Source organism: Paraburkholderia largidicola (assembly GCF_013426895.1).
Classification (GTDB): Bacteria; Pseudomonadota; Gammaproteobacteria; order Burkholderiales; family Burkholderiaceae; genus Paraburkholderia; species Paraburkholderia largidicola.
This window is the reverse complement of sequence record NZ_AP023176.1, coordinates 1273350-1290208: the sequence shown is the minus strand read 5'-3', so window position 1 is coordinate 1290208 and position 16859 is coordinate 1273350. Positions and strand designations below refer to the sequence as shown.

Here is a 16859-nt window from a genome sequence, read left to right as displayed (position 1 = left end):
GATCGATGGACAATCTGCAGACGCCTGTCGGCGAGCCCATTCTGGTGATCGATATGGGCGGGACCAACATCAAGTTCGGCTATTCCTGCAACGGTCAGCCGCTGGATTTCCGCAAGCTCTTTTCGACGGATGCGCTCCGAACCGGCGACCCCATTCGGGCACTCGCGCTGATGGTCGAGGATGTCGTCGCGGAAACTGCGATTACGCCGCAGACGATCGTCGTCGCCATACCGGGCTTCATCGACACGGATGGTGATCGCATTCTGCATGCCGCAAACATCCGAAGCCTCGACGGTCGTCGGCTTGGCGACGAACTCGGAGGGCGGATGGGTTGCACAGTGCTGCTCGAGCGCGATTCGATATTGGCGCTGATGGGCGAAACGCGAGCCGGGGTCGCCCAGGGCGCCGACCATGTGCTCGGCGTTTTCTTCGGTACGGGCGTCGGCGCCGCCTTCATGACGGACGGCAAGCCATTCCGGGGCAGCGGATGGGCGCTCGAGATCGGCCTGATGCCGTTTCTGGCAGAAGGCCCGGTGCCCGAGGGCGTGCGACCGGATTGCCTCGAGGCCCATGCATCCGGGCGAGCCTTGCAAGCCATTGCCGGGCGCCATGGCGTACCTATCGACAGCATCTTCCTTGCATCCGGGCACAGCCCTTTACTAGCGGACGACCTGTCGCGCTTCATCCGGCATCAGGCGATGGCGGTTGGGATGGCTGGCGCCATGGTGTCGCCGGCCACCATTCTGCTCGGCGGCGGAGTCATGGATATGGTCGGATATCCGAGGGAAACGCTGATCGGACTGATCGAAGATCATTTGCCGTTGTCAGAGACGGGACGTCGGTTCGATTTACGCTGGTCCCGACACGGATGGGCTGCCGTCCTGCATGGCGCGCCTGCCGTCGTGACTGAACATCGCGGCCGCGCGAGTGCTCAGTCGCGTGTTATCGGGACCGTGGGCGTGTCGTCGTCCTAGCGGATAAGCGGATGGCGAAGCGACTCGGATCGCGGACGCAATGCGAACGGCCCGATCATCTAGCGACCATGGCTTGCCCTTGAGTCAATGTCCGCTTCGTTCTGCCCATATTGCGACGGCGGCAAACCGACATGGCGTGTGAACGCGACACTGAATGCGCTCGCCGAGCGATAGCCGACGCGCGCCGCGATCGTCGCGATGCCAAGTTCGTTCCGGCGCAGCAGGTTTTTGGCGATGGCCATACGCCACGACAACAGATATTCCATCGGCGCGACGCCGACTGCCCGGCTGAATCGATCGAAGAACGACGAGCGGGAGAGGGCGGCGGCTTTCGCGAGTTGCGCGATCGTCCAGGACTTGTCCGGGCTTTCGTGCATCTGGCGAATGGCGAGCGCGAGACGGGCATCGGCAAGGCCGCGAACGAGCCCGGGCGAAGCACCCGTTTGCGTCGAGCGCAACGCTTCGATGAAAAGTACTTCTAGCAGACGCGCCAGCACGACTTCGCGCGCGGGCCGCTGCGCGCGCGATTCGTCCCGCACGAGCTTGACGAGTGTCGCGAGCCGGCGATCGCCGCGTACCAGCACGAGTTCGGGCAGAAGCGAGACCAGCAAGGCCGCATCCGGCGAACCAAACGCGCAAAGACCGGCGAGCCACTGCGCTTCCGGCGCGGCCGATGCATCGCCGAAACGGAAGCTGCCGTCGGGCAGCGCTGTGGGCGCGATGTCGGACACGCCGTCATCGTCGGGCGGGTCGATGCTCGATATCGCAAAGCTGAACACTTCGGGCACGAGCACGAAGTCGTCGGCCTGAAGAATGAGCGCCTCGGAAGCGTTGACGGATAGGCGGAGCGATCCTTCGAGCACCACGCAATAGAACGGCTGCCCGACTTCCGTACGGCTCGCGCGCCAGCGCCCGGCGCCGCTGAGCACTTTCGAGAACGTGGGCGTGGGCTGGAGCAGGGTGACGACTTCGGCGAGCGGGTCGATCATGATCGGACGATTTCGAATGAAACATGGACGCTCGATTGTAGCGAGTCCGGACGGTCACGACGTATCGTGTGAGGACGCTTACCGACCACAGGAGTCGACATGAAGACCGTATTGATCACTGGATGCTCGTCCGGTTTTGGACTGGAAACGGCGCGCCATTTTCTGGATCGCGACTGGCGCGTGATCGCCACGATGCGCACACCGCGCGAAGACGTGCTGCCGCGTTCCGATCGTCTTTCGATCCTCGCGCTCGACGTGAAGGACCCACAGAGCATCCGCGCCGTCATCGATGCAGCCGGTCCCATCGACGTCCTCGTCAACAACGCGGGCATCGGCATTCTCAACGCGCTCGAAGGCACGCCGATGGACACGGCACGCGATATCTTCGAGACCAACACGCTCGGCACCATTGCGATGGCGCAGGCGGTATTGCCGCAGTTCCGCGAGCGCCGCGAAGGCGTGGTCATCAACGTTACATCGACCGTCACATGCAGGCCGCTGCATCTGCTGTCGGTCTATACCGCGAGCAAGTCCGCGGTCAACGCGTTCAGCGAATCGCTCGCGCTCGAACTGGAGCAGTTCAATGTGCGCGTGCGTGTCGTGCTGCCGGGACGCGCGCCTTCCACGCGCTTCGGCGAGAACGCACAGGCACGGATGACAAGTGGCTTTCCCGAGCCGTACGGCGCGCTCGCACAGCAGGTTTTCGCGCACTGGCAGAATGAGACGACCGTCACGCATGCATCGGATGTCGCCGAGGCTGTGTGGCTTGCCGCGACCGATTCATCGAGCCCGTTCAATATTCCCGCTGGTGAAGACGCTGTCGAGTGGTACACCGCGCGCGCCCGATAGCGCGTCGGGCAAGGCGGGGTGATCGTGCCGAAGGCGTGCGTTCTGAAAAGATCCAGCGGATAGTTACTTGTCCACGACACTGAGCAGCGCCTGCTTCCCGTCGACGTACTTGTAAAGCGAAATCACGCCATGCCGCAGATCGCCCTTCGAATCGAACTGCGTTCGACCCAGCACGCCGTGATAGTCGGTGGCTGGCATCGCTGCGAGGATCTTCGCCGGTTCGGTCGATTGCGCGCGCTTCATGGCATCGACGATGACACCCACCGCGTCGTACGCAAAAGGCGAATTCAGCACTGGCGCGTAGCCAAAGCGCTTCTTGTATCGTTCGACGAACGCCGGACCTTCTGCCATTTTTAGCAGCGGTGCACCGGCTATCGAGCAGATCACGTTATCGGCTGCATCGCCTGCGAGTTTGGCGAGATCGTCTGCGCACAAGCCGTCACCCGCCAGCACTTTCGCGGCAATCCCCAGCTGCTTTGCCTGCTTCGCAAACGGGCCGCCCGTGCCGTCGAGGCCGCCGTACATGATCACATCCGGTTTTTCGCCTTTGATCTTCGTGAGAATCGCGCGGAAATCGACGGCCTTGTCGGTGCTCGCGTCATGCGACAGCACCGCAATGCCGTTCGCTTTCGCCTGCTTCTCGAACTCGACCGCGAGCCCCTGTCCGTAGGCGGTCGAATCGTCGACGATCGCGACCGTCTTGACCTTGAGTGCCTTCGCCGCGTAATCGGCCAGCGTCGGACCCTGCTGCGCGTCAGTGGCGACTACACGGTACGCAGTCTTGAATCCCTGCAGCGTATACGCGGGATTGGTTGCCGACGGCGACACCTGCACGATCCCGGCGTCGTTGTAGATCTTCGACGCAGGGATCGTCGAACCAGACTGCATGTGTCCGACCACCGCAACGACCTTGTCGTCGGCAAGTTTCTGGGCGACCTGCGTGGCCTGTCGAGGATCGCCCGCATCGTCCTGAGCGTCGAACACCAACGTGACCTTCCGGCCGCCGATCACGAGCCCTTTCTGATTGATTTCCTCGATCGCGAGGCGCGCGCCGTTCTCGGTGTCCTTGCCCAGATACGAAGCTGGCCCGGTTACGGGCGCCGCTTCGCCGATCTTCACCGTCTCGTCAGCCTGGGCAACGCCCGGCGCGACGATTGCCAACGTTCCCAGCATGCCGACAGTCGCGACGCGACTCAAAGCTGTGATCTTGCTCATGCTTCACCCGAAAAATAGTTGTGGTTGACCACGACGAACGGCCACGGCAATCCGTCGACCGGGTATCCAGGCCGCACCCGCGTCGATGCGCCCGGGTCCCGCTTCCGACGGATCGTTCGCACCGCCCGGTGCGGCGTCATTCGCCGGCAGGTCAAAATTTATGCAACCAGAATGCGGAGGCATTGCATCGATCTGCCGGAAAATAGAAGAAATGCGGCAAGCTTCCCGGAAGGGCGGCGCGTCGTCCGTCGCCGTATAATCCGGCCGAACCACCCACGAGTTCGCGCATGCCGACCGCTGCCCATCCTTCGAGCGCTTCCCAATCCGTGACGCAAGCGGCGCATGAACTGGTCGAGCAGCTGGACGCGCTGCCGCGTACGCTTCAGACACGCCCAAGCCGGTCCGAGGCGGAACTGAGCGTCGGTATCCTTCTGTGGCCACGCTTTCCCATGCTGTCGCTCGCCGGGCTATGCGATGCACTGCGGCATGCAGCGGATCGCGGCGACCAGAGCCGCCAGTTGCGTTGCCTGTGGACGATCGTGGGCGCGCAGGGCGAATCGGTCGAGGCGAGTTGCGGCATTCCTGTGCAGGTACAGTCCGCGTTTCCGGATCTCGCGCAATTCGACTATCTGGTCGTCATCGGCGGATTGCTGCCGGACCTCGATCACGCTGACCGTCGTTACTGGGATTATCTGAAACTGGCCGCGCAGAAAGGCATTCCACTCGTCGGAATGTGCACGGGAAGCTTCGTGCTGGCGCGCGCAGGGCTGATGGAAGATCACGTCGCCTGCGTGCACAGCTTCCATCTCGAAGACTATCGACGCATGTTTCCGGCGTTGCGCGTGATGACGCATGCCGATTATCTGATCGACGGCAACCGCATCACGTGCGCGGGCGGCATTTCCGTAGTCGAACTGGCTGCGCGTCTGATCAGCCTGCATTGCGGACCGGATCGCGCATCGAAAGTGATTCATCAGATGACGGTGAGCCGTCAGGGCGGCTCATCGTTTATCGAGCGGCGCGCCGCGCTCGGCTATCTGTCCGTCGGCGATGCAACCGTGCGGCACGCAGTGCTGCTGATGGAAGAGAACCTCGAAGCGCCGCTGAATATCGCCGTCATTGCGAAGATGATCGGGACCAGCGTGCGCAATCTCGAGCGCGCATTCATCGCGGAGATGGACACCTCGCCAAACGAGTTCTATCGACGCATGCGGCTGCGTTACGCACGCTGGCTACTCGTCAACACGGCACGCAAGATCACCGACATCGCCTACGAATGTGGCTTCGCCGACTCTGCGCATTTCATTCGCGTGTTCCGCGAAGCGTACGGTGTGACGCCGGGCAAACTGCGCGCGTCGCGAACCGTCGGCGCTGCCTGAGCGCGCCAGGGCCTGCGCCCACCGCATTTCACCGCCTCTGTCGCCTCTGTCGCGATTCTTCTACTTTCCGGCAGATCGATGCAATTCCTCCGCATCGGGCCGCACTACAGTGCCGTCATCGGGTGAGCCAGGCACCGCTCGGCACACACCTCCAGCGCGAATCACATAAGAAAGCGAGTGCGTCAGCATGCGCCTTCCTCAAATCTGAACGAACCCGCATGACCGCAAAGCCCAATATCCTGGTGATCGGCACCGGCGGCACGATTGCCGGCCAGGGCAAAGCCGCCGTCAACACGTCTGCGTATCTGTGCTCGGTGCTCGGCATCGACGAGATTCTCGATACCCTTCCTCAGGCCAGCGCGCTGGCCAATCTGCGCTCGGAGCAGTTATTGCAAACCGGCTCCGAGAACTTCAATAACGAGCATCTGCTTGCAATCGGCAAGCGCGTCGCTGAAGTTCTCGCGCAGCAGGACGTCGACGGTGTGGTGATTACGCACGGGACCGACACGATCGAGGAAACGGCGTATTTTCTGCATCTCACGCTCAAGAGTGCAAAGCCGGTCGTCGTGGTTGGATCGATGCGCCCACCCTCGGCGATGAGTTCCGATGCGTCGCTCAATCTTTACGATGCGATCGCGGTCGCAGCCCATCCATCCTCACACGGCATCGGGACGCTGGTTGTCGCGAACAGCGAGATACATACCGCACGCGATGTCGTGAAGAGCAACAGCTTCAAGCTCGATGCGTTTCGCTCGCCTTATGGCGCGCTTGGTTGGGTGATCGAAGGCGTGCCGCATTACTACCGCCGTCCGGCCCGGGCACATACGTTGGACACGCCGTGGTTTCCCGAGAGGCTTTCCCGTTTACCGAAAGTCGAGATTGTCTACGGATATGGCTCGCTGGAGACCGTCGCGGTCGAAGCCATTGCCGCTAACGCTCACGGCCTGATCTTTGCGGGCACCGGTAACGGCAACATCGCGAGCCATCTGCTGAAGCCGCTGCGAGATGCCGCGCGGCACGGCGTGAATGTGGTTCGTGCGTCCCGCACCGGGAATGGCATCGTATTGCGCAACGGTGCGCAACCCGACGATGAATACGGCTGGCTTACCGTCGACGATCAGATTCCGCAGAAGGCCCGCCTTCTTCTCATGTTGGCGCTCACACAAGACGCGGACACGAATGCGTTGCAAGCGGTCTTCACGCGGTACTGAAGCGCGCCTTTTTCACGGACAACTCATCATCTCCCGACACATCATGCATTTCATTACCGACGACGAGGTGCGCCGCCTCATCACCATGCGCGACGCGATTGCGGAACTGCGCCTCGCACTCATCGAACACGGCATGGGCCGCGCGTCGGTTCAACGGCGCGTCAGAACGAATGGCGAACACGTGTCGATCAGTACGATGGGAGCAATCCTGCCTCGCGCGGGCGTCTGCGGGGCAAAAGTGTATTCGACGCATCGAGGCCGGTTCGATTTCGTCATTCCTGTCTTCTCGAGCGCGGATGGGCGGTTGATCTCGATCGTACACGGCGACGCGCTGACCGAATTCCGGACGGCTGCCGTCACGCGTATCGCGAGCGATGCGCTCGCTCGTCACGATGCGCGGGTGCTCGCGGTGTTCGGGACCGGCCGCCAGGCCAGAGCCCACATTCGTGCGCTCGTCGACGATTCCCGTATCGAGCGCGTGCTGATCGTCGGAATCGACCATGTCGCGCCGACAGTCGCGGAAATGCAGGCGCTTTTCCCCGACACGCTGATTGAAGCCAGTCACGCGCAAGCGGCCGCGCAGGCCGCCGACGTGATCGTCACCGCGACGCGAAGCGCGAAACCTCTTTTCGACGGCAGGTGGGTGAAGCCGGGCGCGTTCGTTGCGGCGATCGGTTCGAGCAAGCCCGATGCGCGTGAACTCGACGACACACTGTTGGCCCGCGCCGGCACGCTCGTGGTCGAGTCGCTAGAACAGGCGCATATCGAAGCAGGCGATCTGTTGATGGCCGCGCCAGGTGTGGTCGATTGGAACCGCGTAATCGAGTTGGGCGCCGTGCTCGTCGCGCCTCAGATTGTTCATCCTGCGCAAGGCGATGTAACGGTGTTCAAGTCGCTTGGACTCGGTATTGCAGATGTTGCGTTGGCCGGGTTGTTGACAGCGCGGATGGCTTGAGCGTGCAGACAGGTTTCCCTGAAATAGGGTGCGTCGTTTTCGCTGGTGTGCCGCCAGGGAACCGGGGACTGGCGATGACCGCGACGAGGGTTTGCTCGCGAAGTAACCCCGCGAACGATGGATCGCGTATCTGACCGATCGCTACTCCAGCGTCCGTATCGAGTTGCTGATACCTCTCGCACAGTCGATAACGGCAGGGGCAAGCTTCTGACGCGCGTCCTCGAAAGTCCATCTGCTGGTGGGCGCCACCACATGCACGGCAGCGACGGGACGCCCCTGGCTGCCGACCACGGGCGCCGCGATCGACATATCGCCGATGAACAGTTCCTCGCGGTTCGTCGCATAGCCTTGCTGACGAGCCTCCGCCAGCCTTTCGCCGAGCGTCGTCAGATCCGTCACCGTGTTCGCCGTGAACGCGACCCGGTTCATCTGTTCGAGACGCACGAGCGCCTCGTCCACGGGCAATGCGCTCAGATACGCGCGCCCGCTGCCCGTGCAATACATCGGGATGCGGCTGCCGATGGGCATGTGGATCGGCACGAACTTCGTCGACACGAAGCGTGAGACATACACCATCTCGTCGTCGTCGGGCTCGGTCAGGTTCGTCGTTTCGCCCGTGATGTTCGTGAGTTCCGACAGGAAGGGATTGGCCACGTCGATCAACGTGTCGGCGGCGAGATAGTTGAAGCCGATCTGCATCACGCGCGGCGTGAGCTGATAGCGGCGCGTCAACGGATGCTTGCGGACATAGCCGAGCTTTTCGAGCGTGTAGACCATCCGCTGTGCCGAACTCTTCGACATCGACGTTGCATCCGCGACTTCCGCCAGCGTCATCGTGCGGCGCTTCGCGCTGAACGCGCGCAGCACGCTCAACCCCTTTTCCAGCGACTGGTTGAAGAGCAGGTCGGAGCCGTTTGCGGCGATGCTGTCGGAAGAGGAAAGGTCCATCGTCGTCTCAATGGTGAACTCGATATCACATCATAGCGTATCGAATATCGATACGCAAAAATCTCTTTGCGATTTTTTTGATTCGATTATCATGACTTCGCGGTCACAAAACGAAATCCGCCAGCGGTCGCACTGACGCGCCGGCTCCCGTCTGGAGATATGCATGGTCACGTTTGCCAAACGCTTCACTCTGTTTGCTGCCGGTCTCGCCGCCTGTTTCGCGATTTCATCGGGTGCCGCGCGCGCCGCGGAGCCCATCTACAAGGTTGGCGCAACGGCCACGGGTGTGCCGTTCACGTTTCTCGACGTGAAGTCGAATTCGATCCAGGGGATGATGGTCGACGCCATCGATGCGGCCGGCCGCGCCGCCGGCTTCAAGGTCGAGGTGCAACAGAACGTGTTCTCGGCGCTGATTCCGTCGTTGACCACGCAGAAGATCGACATCATTTCCGCGGCGATGCTCAAGACGCCGGCGCGCAAGCAGATCGTCGATTTCTCCGATACGGTCTATTCGTACGGCGAAGGTCTCGTCGTGAAGGCCGACGACAAAGGCCATTACACGTCGATGGACGACTTCAAGGGCGAAGTGGTGGGCGCGCAGGTCGGCACCGCGTTCGTCGATGCGCTCAACAAGAAGGGCATCTTCAAGGAAGTCCGCACCTACGACTCCGTCGCGGACATCATGCGCGACGTCGCACTCGGCCGCATCAAGGCAGGCTTCGCGGATCAACCCATCGTCGCGTATCAGTTGCAGCAGGGCGCCAACACGCAGGTGCGGCTCGTGCCCGAGTACCAGTCGGCCGTGAAGGGGCAGGTGTGCTTCATCGTGCGCAAGGGCGACACGGCGACACTGGAACAGCTGAACAGCGCGATCAGGAAGATGAAGGCCGACGGTACGCTGCAGCAAATCCTGCAGAAGTGGCACATGAGCTGAACCCTGCACGGTCTTGCTGCATGTGAACCTGTCCGCATGTGAACGCGTGCGGACGATCTGCCAGGCGTACCGGGAGGCGCGATGTTTTTGCAGAACGCAATCGACTTTCTGCCGATCCTGCTAAAGGGCGCAGTCATCACCATCGAGATCACAGCCTGCGCGTTCGTGCTCAGCTCGGTCCTCGGTCTGGTGCTCGCGTTGCTGAAAGTGTCGCGCAATCGCGCGGCATCGACGTTCGGCAGCACCGTGATCAATCTGATCCGCGGGCTGCCCATCATCGTGCAGCTGTTTTACATCTACTTCGTGCTGCCCGACATGGGCGTGCAACTGTCTGCATTTCAGGCGGGCGTGATCGGTCTGGGCATCGCGTATTCGGCGTATCAGGCGGAGAACTTTCGCGCGGGCATCGAGGCGATCGATCATGGACAGATCGAAGCTGCGCACGCGATCGGCATGCGCGGCCCACTGATCATGCGGCGCGTGGTGCTGCCGCAAGCGTTCAGGATCGCGCTGCCGCCTTATGGCAACACGCTCGTGATGTTGCTGAAGGATTCATCGGTTGCCTCGACCATCACGGTTGCCGAAATCACGCGGGCCGGGCAGCTGATTGCGTCGTCGACATTCCAGAACATGACGGTGTACACGCTCGTCGCGCTGCTCTACCTGGTGCTGAGCCTGCCGTTGATGTTCGGCGTCAACCAGCTTGGCAGGCGACTCGCCGTGAGGAAAAGCCGATGATCGAGATCAACGCAATACACAAGCGCTTTCACAATCAGGAAGTGCTCAAGGGCGTGAGCCTGAGCGTAAAACGCGGGGAAGTGGTGTGCCTGATCGGGCCGTCCGGTTCGGGCAAATCGACGGTGCTGCGCTGTATCAACGGTTTCGAAACCTATGATGCAGGCTCCATCACGATCGACGGTGTACGTGTCGATGCTCAGGCAAAGCATATCCACGAGTTGCGCATGCGCGTAGGCATGGTGTTTCAGCGCTTCAATCTGTTTGCGCATCGCACGGCCCTCGAAAACGTGATGGAAGGGCCCGTGTACGTGCGCCGCACGCCTGTGGCCCAGGCTCGCGAACAGGCGCGGCAACTACTCGACAAGGTGGGGCTGTCGCATCGGATGAATGCGTATCCGGCTGAACTGTCGGGCGGACAGCAGCAGCGTGTGGCGATTGCACGTGCGCTTGCGATGGAGCCCGAAGCCTTGCTGTTCGACGAACCGACATCGGCGCTCGACCCGGAACTCGTCGGCGAAGTGCTGAACGTGATGCGCTCGCTCGCACGGGACGGCATGACGATGGTGGTCGTCACGCATGAGATGGCATTCGCGCGCGAAGTGGCCGATCGCGTGTGCTTCCTGCACGGCGGCACGATCTGTGAAACGGGTCCGGCGCGCGACGTGCTGACCGACCCGAAGCATCCGCGCACGCAGGAATTCCTGCGACGTCTGCTTTCATCCAGCGACGCACACGCTACTGCCAACCAGAACTGAACATGATCGAAGTGAAAGAAGGGGCCGCGCTGCCGGATTCGTTGTGGGCCGCGACAGCGCAGCCCGCATCCGACACGCCGCCGTTGCGCGAGTCGGCATCCGTCGATGTGGCGATCGTCGGCGCGGGCTTTACCGGTTTGTCCACGGCCTTGCATCTGGCCGAACGGGGCGTGAAAGTGTGCGTGCTCGACGCGGCCGAGCCGGGCTGGGGTGCATCGGGCCGCAACGGCGGGCAGGTGATTCCGGGCCTCAAGTACGATCCCGACGAACTCGTTCAGCGCTTCGGCGAAACGGCGGGCAAGCGGCTCGTCGAAACGGTTGGCGCGGCAGCCGATAACGTCTTTGATCTGATCGGCAAGTATGGCATCGCATGTGATGCGGTGCGCGGCGGGTGGATTCAACCCGCGCCATCGGCGGCGATGCTCGAAACCGTCACCCGCCGCGCACGCCAATGGGAAGCGCGGGGCGTGAAGATCAGTCTGCTCGATGGCGCTGAAGTGTCACGGCGTCTCGGCACGAAGAGTTATATCGGCGGATGGGTCGATCATCGCGCGGGAAGTATCCAGCCGCTCAGCTATGTGCGCGGCCTTGTGCGCGCTGCGCAGTCGCTCGGCGTCGCGGTGCATGGGCGAACGTCTGTCTCCCGCCTGACGCGCCATGAGCGCGGCTGGCGTATCGAGACGCAGGGTGGGGCTATCGTGGAAGCACAGCGGGTCGTGATCGCTACCAACGGTTATACGGGCGCGCTGTGGCCGGGCTTGCGGCAATCGGTGATCGCGGCGAACAGCTTTATCGTGGCGACGCAGCCCTTGCCACCGGAACTGGGCGACGACATTCTGCGCGGCGGCGAGGTGGCGTCGGATTCGCGTCGTCTGTTGCTGTACTTCCGGCGCGATGCGGCGGGGCGTCTGGTGATGGGCGGGCGGGGACCGTTCTCCGAGCCGCGTGCCAGCGGCGACTGGGCGCATCTGGAACGGGCTGTCGAGTTGATGTACCCGCAACTGAAGGGGATCAGCTATGAATATCGATGGGCGGGGCGTGTCGCTATCACCGCGGATTTCCTGCCGCACATTCATGAACCGGCACCTGGTTTGAGCATCGCGCTGGGCTATAACGGACGTGGCATCGCAATGGCCACGACGGTCGGCAAACACCTGGCCGAACGCCTCTGTGGGGAATCGCCTGGATCATCGTTCCCGTTTGCAGTCACGCCCGTCAGATCGATCCCATTTCATGGCCTGCAGCGCTTTTACATCACGGCAGGTGTGGCGTGGTATCGCTTGATGGATGCCATTGCGTGATATGCCGGTGCTCCGCGATGGATATCCGGCGCTCAAGCTTCCCAAAGCACGACATGGCTTGTTTGGTCATCTTCTGGTCGCCTTGGCGATGTAGTCCACCACCAGTGGATTGGGCGCGGTGGCCGTCAAAAACATCGCCGAGGTGATCGGGTTGGCGTGATAGTTGACCATCGCCAGGTAGGTGCCGACCTTGCCCTCTGTGCCCCTGGCGGGATCCGGGTCGAAAGCGCTGGCGATCGACTTCATGATGACGACTGGCTTTGCTGGCATCTGGTTGTTCTCGTTGACAGATCGATCCGCTCGCGCGCGCATCGATCAGGCCGGGTTCGAGGCGCAGTCGGTACGTTCGGAAACCGGGATTGGCGCGGTGGAGGGCGCGAGTCACTAACCGAATGGAGGCTTTGACTTCAGTGGAATAGTGACAACGGTAGTGTTCGTCGCAAAGGGCGCATCGAAGTCACGGACAACTCGGCGCCTGATGTCGCTTCGCGATCAACTGCGGCCACCCGCTCGCCCTTTATCAGGCAGCTGCGGGGTCACTGACGAGGTCATAACCGTTTTCCATCCGCCCCGCGAGACGCCGCAGAAATGCGGGCTGGACGTCAACTGTCACACTGAGGTCATACCAGTTGCCACTTGCCGACACTGACCATAGGGTATCGAGCGTGTGGCCGGCACGGACAGAAAATTTCCATGGGCCATCCGCACGATATGCGTTCGACGAGATCGAAAATTCGCAGACTGCATTCCCGCGATTGATCAGCGTCAGACATAAGGCATTGTTCTTCCTGTCGTCGGTAGCCCGGATCTCGGGGTTGGCGTGTGCCAGATCGCGTACAGAGGCCACATCGCCCGCGAAGAGCCGCAGAAAGCCGTTCGGTCCGTGTATCGAGAGATGGTATCGGGGCGCGGCTGGCGGGACATGGGCCCAATGTTCGGATAGGTGCGTACCCGCCCCGAGCGCATACCGACGCGGCCGGTTGGTGCGGATCGCGAGGTCGTAGCTTGAGAGTGCGACACCCGTTGGCCCAGCATTGATCATATCGAGCCACAACGTTCCGCTGACTGCATCCACATGTGCGTTGACGTGAATCTCATAAGGCAGCGCCCGTGACGCACGAATACCCCGTTCCTGCTTCGGGACCGATTGCACAATCGGCACAGTCGGCTCCGGCAGCGTACTGCATTGCCGGTTGGCATCGGCGACATATGTGCTCGTAGCGGGTAGCAACGGCCAGGTTGCGTCCCGTATGCCGAAGTCGAATGCCGAGGTGAGGTCGCCGCAAATCGCGCGACGCCACGGGCTGATGTTCGGGCAATGAACCCCAAAACGTCGCTCGATGAATTGAATGATCGAGGTGTGATCAAAGACCTCCGAGCACACATAGCCGCCTTTGGACCATGGCGAGATCACGGTCATTGGCACGCGAAAACCCAGGCCGAGTGGCAGCCCTTCGAAGATTTCGCCTGTCGTCTCGACTGTCGAGCGGCCTTCCGCGTCGGACGCGGGTGGGGTCGGTGGAGGCTCGTGGTCGAAGAAGCCGCCCTGTTCATCGTAGTTCAGCAGGAAGACGGTCCTGGACCAAACCTCGGGGTTCGCAAAAAGTGCTGCAAGCAGACGCGCGGTCAGGTCCTCTCCGGCTTGCGGGTGATAATTCGCATGCTCCGACAACGCTGCTGGCGCGACGATCCACGATACCTGTGGGAGCACACCCGTTGCGACATCTGCAGCGAATGCCCGTGCTACATCGTCGACTCTCGCCATGCCATTGCGGTAGAGTGCGCTCGACGCTGACGCGGATCGGAAGCTTCGAAACAGTGCAAGCGCGTTGTCGTCGAAGTTATCTGCCTGCTGGTACACGCGCCAGCGCACGCCGGCAGTCTCGAGCATTTCAGCGACCGTTGGCCAGGTGAAGCCCGCCACGGGCTCAACATTATCGAGCGCGGGAAGAAAACCCGCCGACAAACCGCTGCTGCCGCTGAACAGATGCAATCTGTTTGGGTTGGTCTGAGTCAGCGTCGACGCATAGTATTGGTCGCAGATGGTAAAGGCATCGGCCAGGGCGTAATAGAACGGCAGATCGTTTCGCGAGAAGTAGCTCATGCCGAGTCCCGCGAAACGCACTTTGTTCCATTCGTCACACAGGCCGTGGTCCCACATCGCTATGTTGACGGGATAGTTCATCGACGGCGCCCGCGCACATGTCGCACGTGTGACAGTCATATCCGCGTGGAACGGCAGAATATAACCAGTGTCCGTAGGCTGCTTCCATATGGGGTCGCCATTGGGTAGGGCGATCGCCATCCGGTCATTGAATCCGCGCACCCCGCGCAGCGTGCCGAAGTAATGGTCGAAAGAACGGTTTTCCTGCGTGAAGATCACGATATGGCCGACATCGTCGATCGTTCCCGTCATGCGATGCGCCCGCGTTGCAAGGGCCTTACGAATCATTTGCGGCATCAGGCCAGTAACCGCTGACGCGGCAAGCGCACCCGCAGCAATGCATAGGAACTTTCGACGTGGTGAGCGAAACGGATGTCTGGCGGTGTCGCCGGTTCCTCCATTGGATGCGTGATTGGTTTTCATTGCCGGGACCGCTCCTCGTACATGGATGAAGACGCACGCCGGGAATACGATTGCCTGCTTCAAAACAGATCGACATTTTCCAATCTACGTGAGCGCACCTTAACCAGACATTAAGAAATCGCAGGCTGCGTGAACCTGTTAATCCGGCATCTTATTTCCTTTCAGGAATAGAACAGTCGCTGGAAGCTTTCGAAAGTGTCAGTAACACTGGGTAACGCGACCTTAACGTCTTCTTCAGATTGGTCCCGTTACGATCGTTGGCGTTAGTCGGACTCAACGCCGAAGCCCTCAGCGGTTTTAGCCGAAGGCGCGGATCGCGACTACCACAGAGCAGGGGACACCGATGAACAGGGCAACGGTCATATCCATCCGAACGCATCTCGTGACGGCATCGATCGCGGCAATGGCCATTGATGCGATTGTGCTGGTAGCCATTGATCTGTGCGGTATCCGCGAATCGGCATTCGAGACAACGGATTTCAGGTTAGCCGTCGTCACGCTGATCGCCATTGCGTTGGCGTCGACGCGGCTACTAGCGTTCGTCGCGTACCGTCGTGCGCTAACGCAGCGGCGCATTTTCGTTCGCACGGATGGTGTTGTTGATTCCCAATACGGATGCAGGCTGCGCTTGCTCGTGCTGCTGCATCTTCGCTTTTCCGGAATGAATGCCGAACGCTACGTCCAGGATGGTCTGCTGATTTGAACCGGTGGACGTCGCTTATCGCTGCAAGCTCAAAAAAACAACGGGAGAGCAGGATCATTAAGCCTGTCTTAAGCCTCCTGCGTGCAGACTTTGTTGTCCCAAAGGCGCCATCGCCGGAGGCATATGGATCAGCTACATGTTGTCCACCAGTGCTTCGCCTTTGTCGCCGTGCTATTTGCGCTGTGCTCCGGACTGGGCATCGTGTATACCCTGTCGGCCAGTCTTTTTATGCGACGTTTTTTTTCGCGTCCGATGACTGCGCCCGTTCGCTTCCCGCCAGTCACCGTGGTCAAACCGTTGCGTGGCGACGAATGGCAACTACTGGAGAACTTAACGAGCTTTGTGGAGCAGGACTATCCCGGAGCGGTTCAGTATATTGTGGGTGTCCATGATCGAAGCGACGCTGCGCTCCCGGTCGTCGACATACTGCGCTCGCGTTTTCCTGAGAAAAGAATAAACGTGGTGGTAGACGGCAGGGTGTATGGACCCAATCGAAAAATCGCCAATCTTGCCAACATGATGGATCACGCGGAGCACGATGTGCTTTGCTTTGCTGACAGCGACGTACGTGTCGGCGCACGCTTTCTCCGCGATATCGTAGGCGCGCTCGAGCAACCCGGCGTGGGGTTGGTGACCAGTGCCTATCGTGGATTGTGCGCGCCCGGTTTCTGGCCTCGGGTCAGTTCCGCCATGACCAATTATCATTTCCTGCCCGGCGTAGTGACGGGGCTGTCCATTGGACTCGCCCGACCATGCCTTGGCCAGACGATTGCCATCACGCGGACAACACTGATGCGCATAGGCGGTCTCCCGCAGTTCGCGCATCATCTCGCGGAGGACTACGCTATTGGCGAAGCGGTACGGCGCAATGGTTTATCGGTCGTCATTCCGCCGTTCACCGTGCATCACGCTTGCGTCGAAACGACGTTTTCTCAACTGATCGCGCACGAACTGCGGTGGTGCCGCACAATTCGCGCCGCAGCTCGGATGGGGCATCTCGGTGCTATTCTGATGCATCCGTTTCCGCTCGCTTTGCTCGTCGTCCTTTTCTCTTTTGGTAATCCGCTGGCCTCGGGGTTGGTCGTGCTGACACTCATTGTTCGAGGGATATTGGTCTGGCAAACGGACCGCGCGACAGGAGAGCGTTGCAGCGGCTTTCCGTGGTTACCGGTTTGGGACGTCCTTCAATTCGGAATTTACGTGGCGAGCTTTTTCTCGTCGCGCGTTTTATGGCGAGGGCAACGCTTCGACGTTGACGGTGACGGTTTATTGTCATCCCGTGTTCAACAGGACCCGATCCTGAAATGACCACGGATTCGAC

The 16859-nt window shown here is 61.1% G+C and carries 15 protein-coding genes and 1 pseudogene; 11 read left to right on the top strand and 5 right to left on the bottom strand.

Annotation, left to right across the window (positions count from 1 at the left end):
* Positions 1 to 5: 5 nt before the first annotated feature.
* On the top strand, positions 6 to 974 hold the full coding sequence (locus tag PPGU16_RS34560) for an ROK family protein (protein ID WP_180725344.1): 969 nt from the start codon (positions 6 to 8) through the stop codon (positions 972 to 974).
* Between the two features lie 59 nt (positions 975 to 1033).
* On the opposite strand, the gene PPGU16_RS34555 is transcribed toward PPGU16_RS34560, so the two are convergent.
* Positions 1034 to 1963, bottom strand: coding sequence for an AraC family transcriptional regulator (locus PPGU16_RS34555; RefSeq protein WP_180725343.1), 930 nt, complete (start codon positions 1961 to 1963; stop codon positions 1034 to 1036).
* A gap of 99 nt (positions 1964 to 2062) precedes the next feature.
* On the opposite strand from PPGU16_RS34555, the gene PPGU16_RS34550 reads away from it, so the two are divergent.
* Positions 2063 to 2812, top strand: a complete 750-nt coding sequence (locus PPGU16_RS34550; RefSeq protein WP_180725342.1) for an SDR family oxidoreductase — start codon at positions 2063 to 2065, stop codon at positions 2810 to 2812.
* Between the two features lie 63 nt (positions 2813 to 2875).
* On the opposite strand, the gene PPGU16_RS34545 is transcribed toward PPGU16_RS34550, so the two are convergent.
* Positions 2876 to 3985, bottom strand: a complete 1110-nt coding sequence (locus PPGU16_RS34545) for a branched-chain amino acid ABC transporter substrate-binding protein (protein ID WP_180727173.1) — start codon at positions 3983 to 3985, stop codon at positions 2876 to 2878.
* 329 nt (positions 3986 to 4314) lie between these two features.
* On the opposite strand from PPGU16_RS34545, the gene PPGU16_RS34540 reads away from it, so the two are divergent.
* The 3 genes from PPGU16_RS34540 (at position 4315) to PPGU16_RS34530 (ending at position 7572) form a co-directional block, all read left to right on the top strand.
* On the top strand, positions 4315 to 5406 hold the full coding sequence (locus PPGU16_RS34540; protein ID WP_180725341.1) for a GlxA family transcriptional regulator: 1092 nt from the start codon (positions 4315 to 4317) through the stop codon (positions 5404 to 5406).
* A gap of 218 nt (positions 5407 to 5624) precedes the next feature.
* On the top strand, positions 5625 to 6617 hold the full coding sequence (locus PPGU16_RS34535; RefSeq protein WP_243460670.1) for an asparaginase: 993 nt from the start codon (positions 5625 to 5627) through the stop codon (positions 6615 to 6617).
* A 43-nt stretch (positions 6618 to 6660) separates the two neighbouring features.
* Positions 6661 to 7572 (top strand): ornithine cyclodeaminase family protein, encoded by a 912-nt coding sequence (locus PPGU16_RS34530; RefSeq protein ID WP_180725339.1) that lies wholly within the window; start codon positions 6661 to 6663, stop codon positions 7570 to 7572.
* Between the two features lie 141 nt (positions 7573 to 7713).
* Here the strand turns inward: PPGU16_RS34530 and PPGU16_RS34525 are convergent, their stop codons facing one another.
* Positions 7714 to 8520, bottom strand: a complete 807-nt coding sequence (locus tag PPGU16_RS34525; protein WP_180725338.1) for an IclR family transcriptional regulator — start codon at positions 8518 to 8520, stop codon at positions 7714 to 7716.
* Positions 8521 to 8683: 163 nt separating this feature from the next.
* On the opposite strand from PPGU16_RS34525, the gene PPGU16_RS34520 reads away from it, so the two are divergent.
* From PPGU16_RS34520 to PPGU16_RS34505, 4 genes are all read left to right on the top strand, one after another.
* Entirely contained in the window at positions 8684 to 9454 is a 771-nt protein-coding gene (locus tag PPGU16_RS34520) for an ABC transporter substrate-binding protein (RefSeq protein ID WP_180725337.1), read from the top strand.
* 81 nt (positions 9455 to 9535) lie between these two features.
* Positions 9536 to 10192 carry an amino acid ABC transporter permease gene (locus tag PPGU16_RS34515; protein ID WP_180725336.1) on the top strand — a complete coding sequence of 219 codons (657 nt, stop codon included), beginning with the start codon at positions 9536 to 9538 and terminating at the stop codon, positions 10190 to 10192.
* Positions 10189 to 10947, top strand: a complete 759-nt coding sequence (locus PPGU16_RS34510; protein ID WP_180725335.1) for an amino acid ABC transporter ATP-binding protein — start codon at positions 10189 to 10191, stop codon at positions 10945 to 10947. Before PPGU16_RS34515 ends, PPGU16_RS34510 begins: the two co-directional genes overlap by 4 nt.
* A 2-nt stretch (positions 10948 to 10949) precedes the next feature.
* A complete protein-coding gene (locus tag PPGU16_RS34505; RefSeq protein ID WP_180725334.1) occupies positions 10950 to 12248 on the top strand; it encodes an NAD(P)/FAD-dependent oxidoreductase in 1299 nt (432 codons plus the stop codon).
* A gap of 75 nt (positions 12249 to 12323) precedes the next feature.
* Here PPGU16_RS34505 and PPGU16_RS34500 read toward each other — a convergent pair.
* Both PPGU16_RS34500 and PPGU16_RS34495 read right to left on the bottom strand, forming a co-directional pair.
* Positions 12324 to 12497, bottom strand: a pseudogene (locus PPGU16_RS34500) (anion permease); the annotation flags it as partial.
* 271 nt (positions 12498 to 12768) lie between these two features.
* Positions 12769 to 14835 (bottom strand): phosphocholine-specific phospholipase C, encoded by a 2067-nt coding sequence (locus tag PPGU16_RS34495; protein WP_180725333.1) that lies wholly within the window; start codon positions 14833 to 14835, stop codon positions 12769 to 12771.
* A gap of 382 nt (positions 14836 to 15217) precedes the next feature.
* On the opposite strand from PPGU16_RS34495, the gene PPGU16_RS34490 reads away from it, so the two are divergent.
* Both PPGU16_RS34490 and hpnI read left to right on the top strand, forming a co-directional pair.
* The gene (locus PPGU16_RS34490; RefSeq protein WP_243460669.1) at positions 15218 to 15538 is read left to right on the top strand and encodes a hypothetical protein; all 321 of its coding nucleotides are present in this window, start codon (positions 15218 to 15220) and stop codon (positions 15536 to 15538) included.
* A gap of 123 nt (positions 15539 to 15661) precedes the next feature.
* Complete coding sequence (hpnI, locus tag PPGU16_RS34485) at positions 15662 to 16846, top strand: bacteriohopanetetrol glucosamine biosynthesis glycosyltransferase HpnI (RefSeq protein WP_180725331.1); 1185 nt, start codon at positions 15662 to 15664, stop codon at positions 16844 to 16846.
* The last annotated feature ends 13 nt before the right edge of the window (positions 16847 to 16859 follow it).

Excerpts from the sequence above, each read along its gene's own strand:
- PPGU16_RS34560 (WP_180725344.1), top strand. The coding sequence starts at position 6 with ATGGACAATCTGCAGACGCCTGTCGGCGAGCCCATTCTGGTGATCGAT.
- PPGU16_RS34555 (WP_180725343.1), bottom strand. The coding sequence starts at position 1,963 with ATGATCGACCCGCTCGCCGAAGTCGTCACCCTGCTCCAGCCCACGCCC.
- PPGU16_RS34550 (WP_180725342.1), top strand. The coding sequence starts at position 2,063 with ATGAAGACCGTATTGATCACTGGATGCTCGTCCGGTTTTGGACTGGAA.
- PPGU16_RS34545 (WP_180727173.1), bottom strand. The coding sequence starts at position 3,985 with ATGCTGGGAACGTTGGCAATCGTCGCGCCGGGCGTTGCCCAGGCTGAC.
- PPGU16_RS34540 (WP_180725341.1), top strand. The coding sequence starts at position 4,315 with ATGCCGACCGCTGCCCATCCTTCGAGCGCTTCCCAATCCGTGACGCAA.
- PPGU16_RS34535 (WP_243460670.1), top strand. The coding sequence starts at position 5,625 with ATGACCGCAAAGCCCAATATCCTGGTGATCGGCACCGGCGGCACGATT.
- PPGU16_RS34530 (WP_180725339.1), top strand. The coding sequence starts at position 6,661 with ATGCATTTCATTACCGACGACGAGGTGCGCCGCCTCATCACCATGCGC.
- PPGU16_RS34525 (WP_180725338.1), bottom strand. The coding sequence starts at position 8,520 with ATGGACCTTTCCTCTTCCGACAGCATCGCCGCAAACGGCTCCGACCTG.
- PPGU16_RS34520 (WP_180725337.1), top strand. The coding sequence starts at position 8,684 with ATGGTCACGTTTGCCAAACGCTTCACTCTGTTTGCTGCCGGTCTCGCC.
- PPGU16_RS34515 (WP_180725336.1), top strand. The coding sequence starts at position 9,536 with ATGTTTTTGCAGAACGCAATCGACTTTCTGCCGATCCTGCTAAAGGGC.
- PPGU16_RS34510 (WP_180725335.1), top strand. The coding sequence starts at position 10,189 with ATGATCGAGATCAACGCAATACACAAGCGCTTTCACAATCAGGAAGTG.
- PPGU16_RS34505 (WP_180725334.1), top strand. The coding sequence starts at position 10,950 with ATGATCGAAGTGAAAGAAGGGGCCGCGCTGCCGGATTCGTTGTGGGCC.
- PPGU16_RS34495 (WP_180725333.1), bottom strand. The coding sequence starts at position 14,835 with ATGAAAACCAATCACGCATCCAATGGAGGAACCGGCGACACCGCCAGA.
- hpnI (WP_180725331.1), top strand. The coding sequence starts at position 15,662 with ATGGATCAGCTACATGTTGTCCACCAGTGCTTCGCCTTTGTCGCCGTG.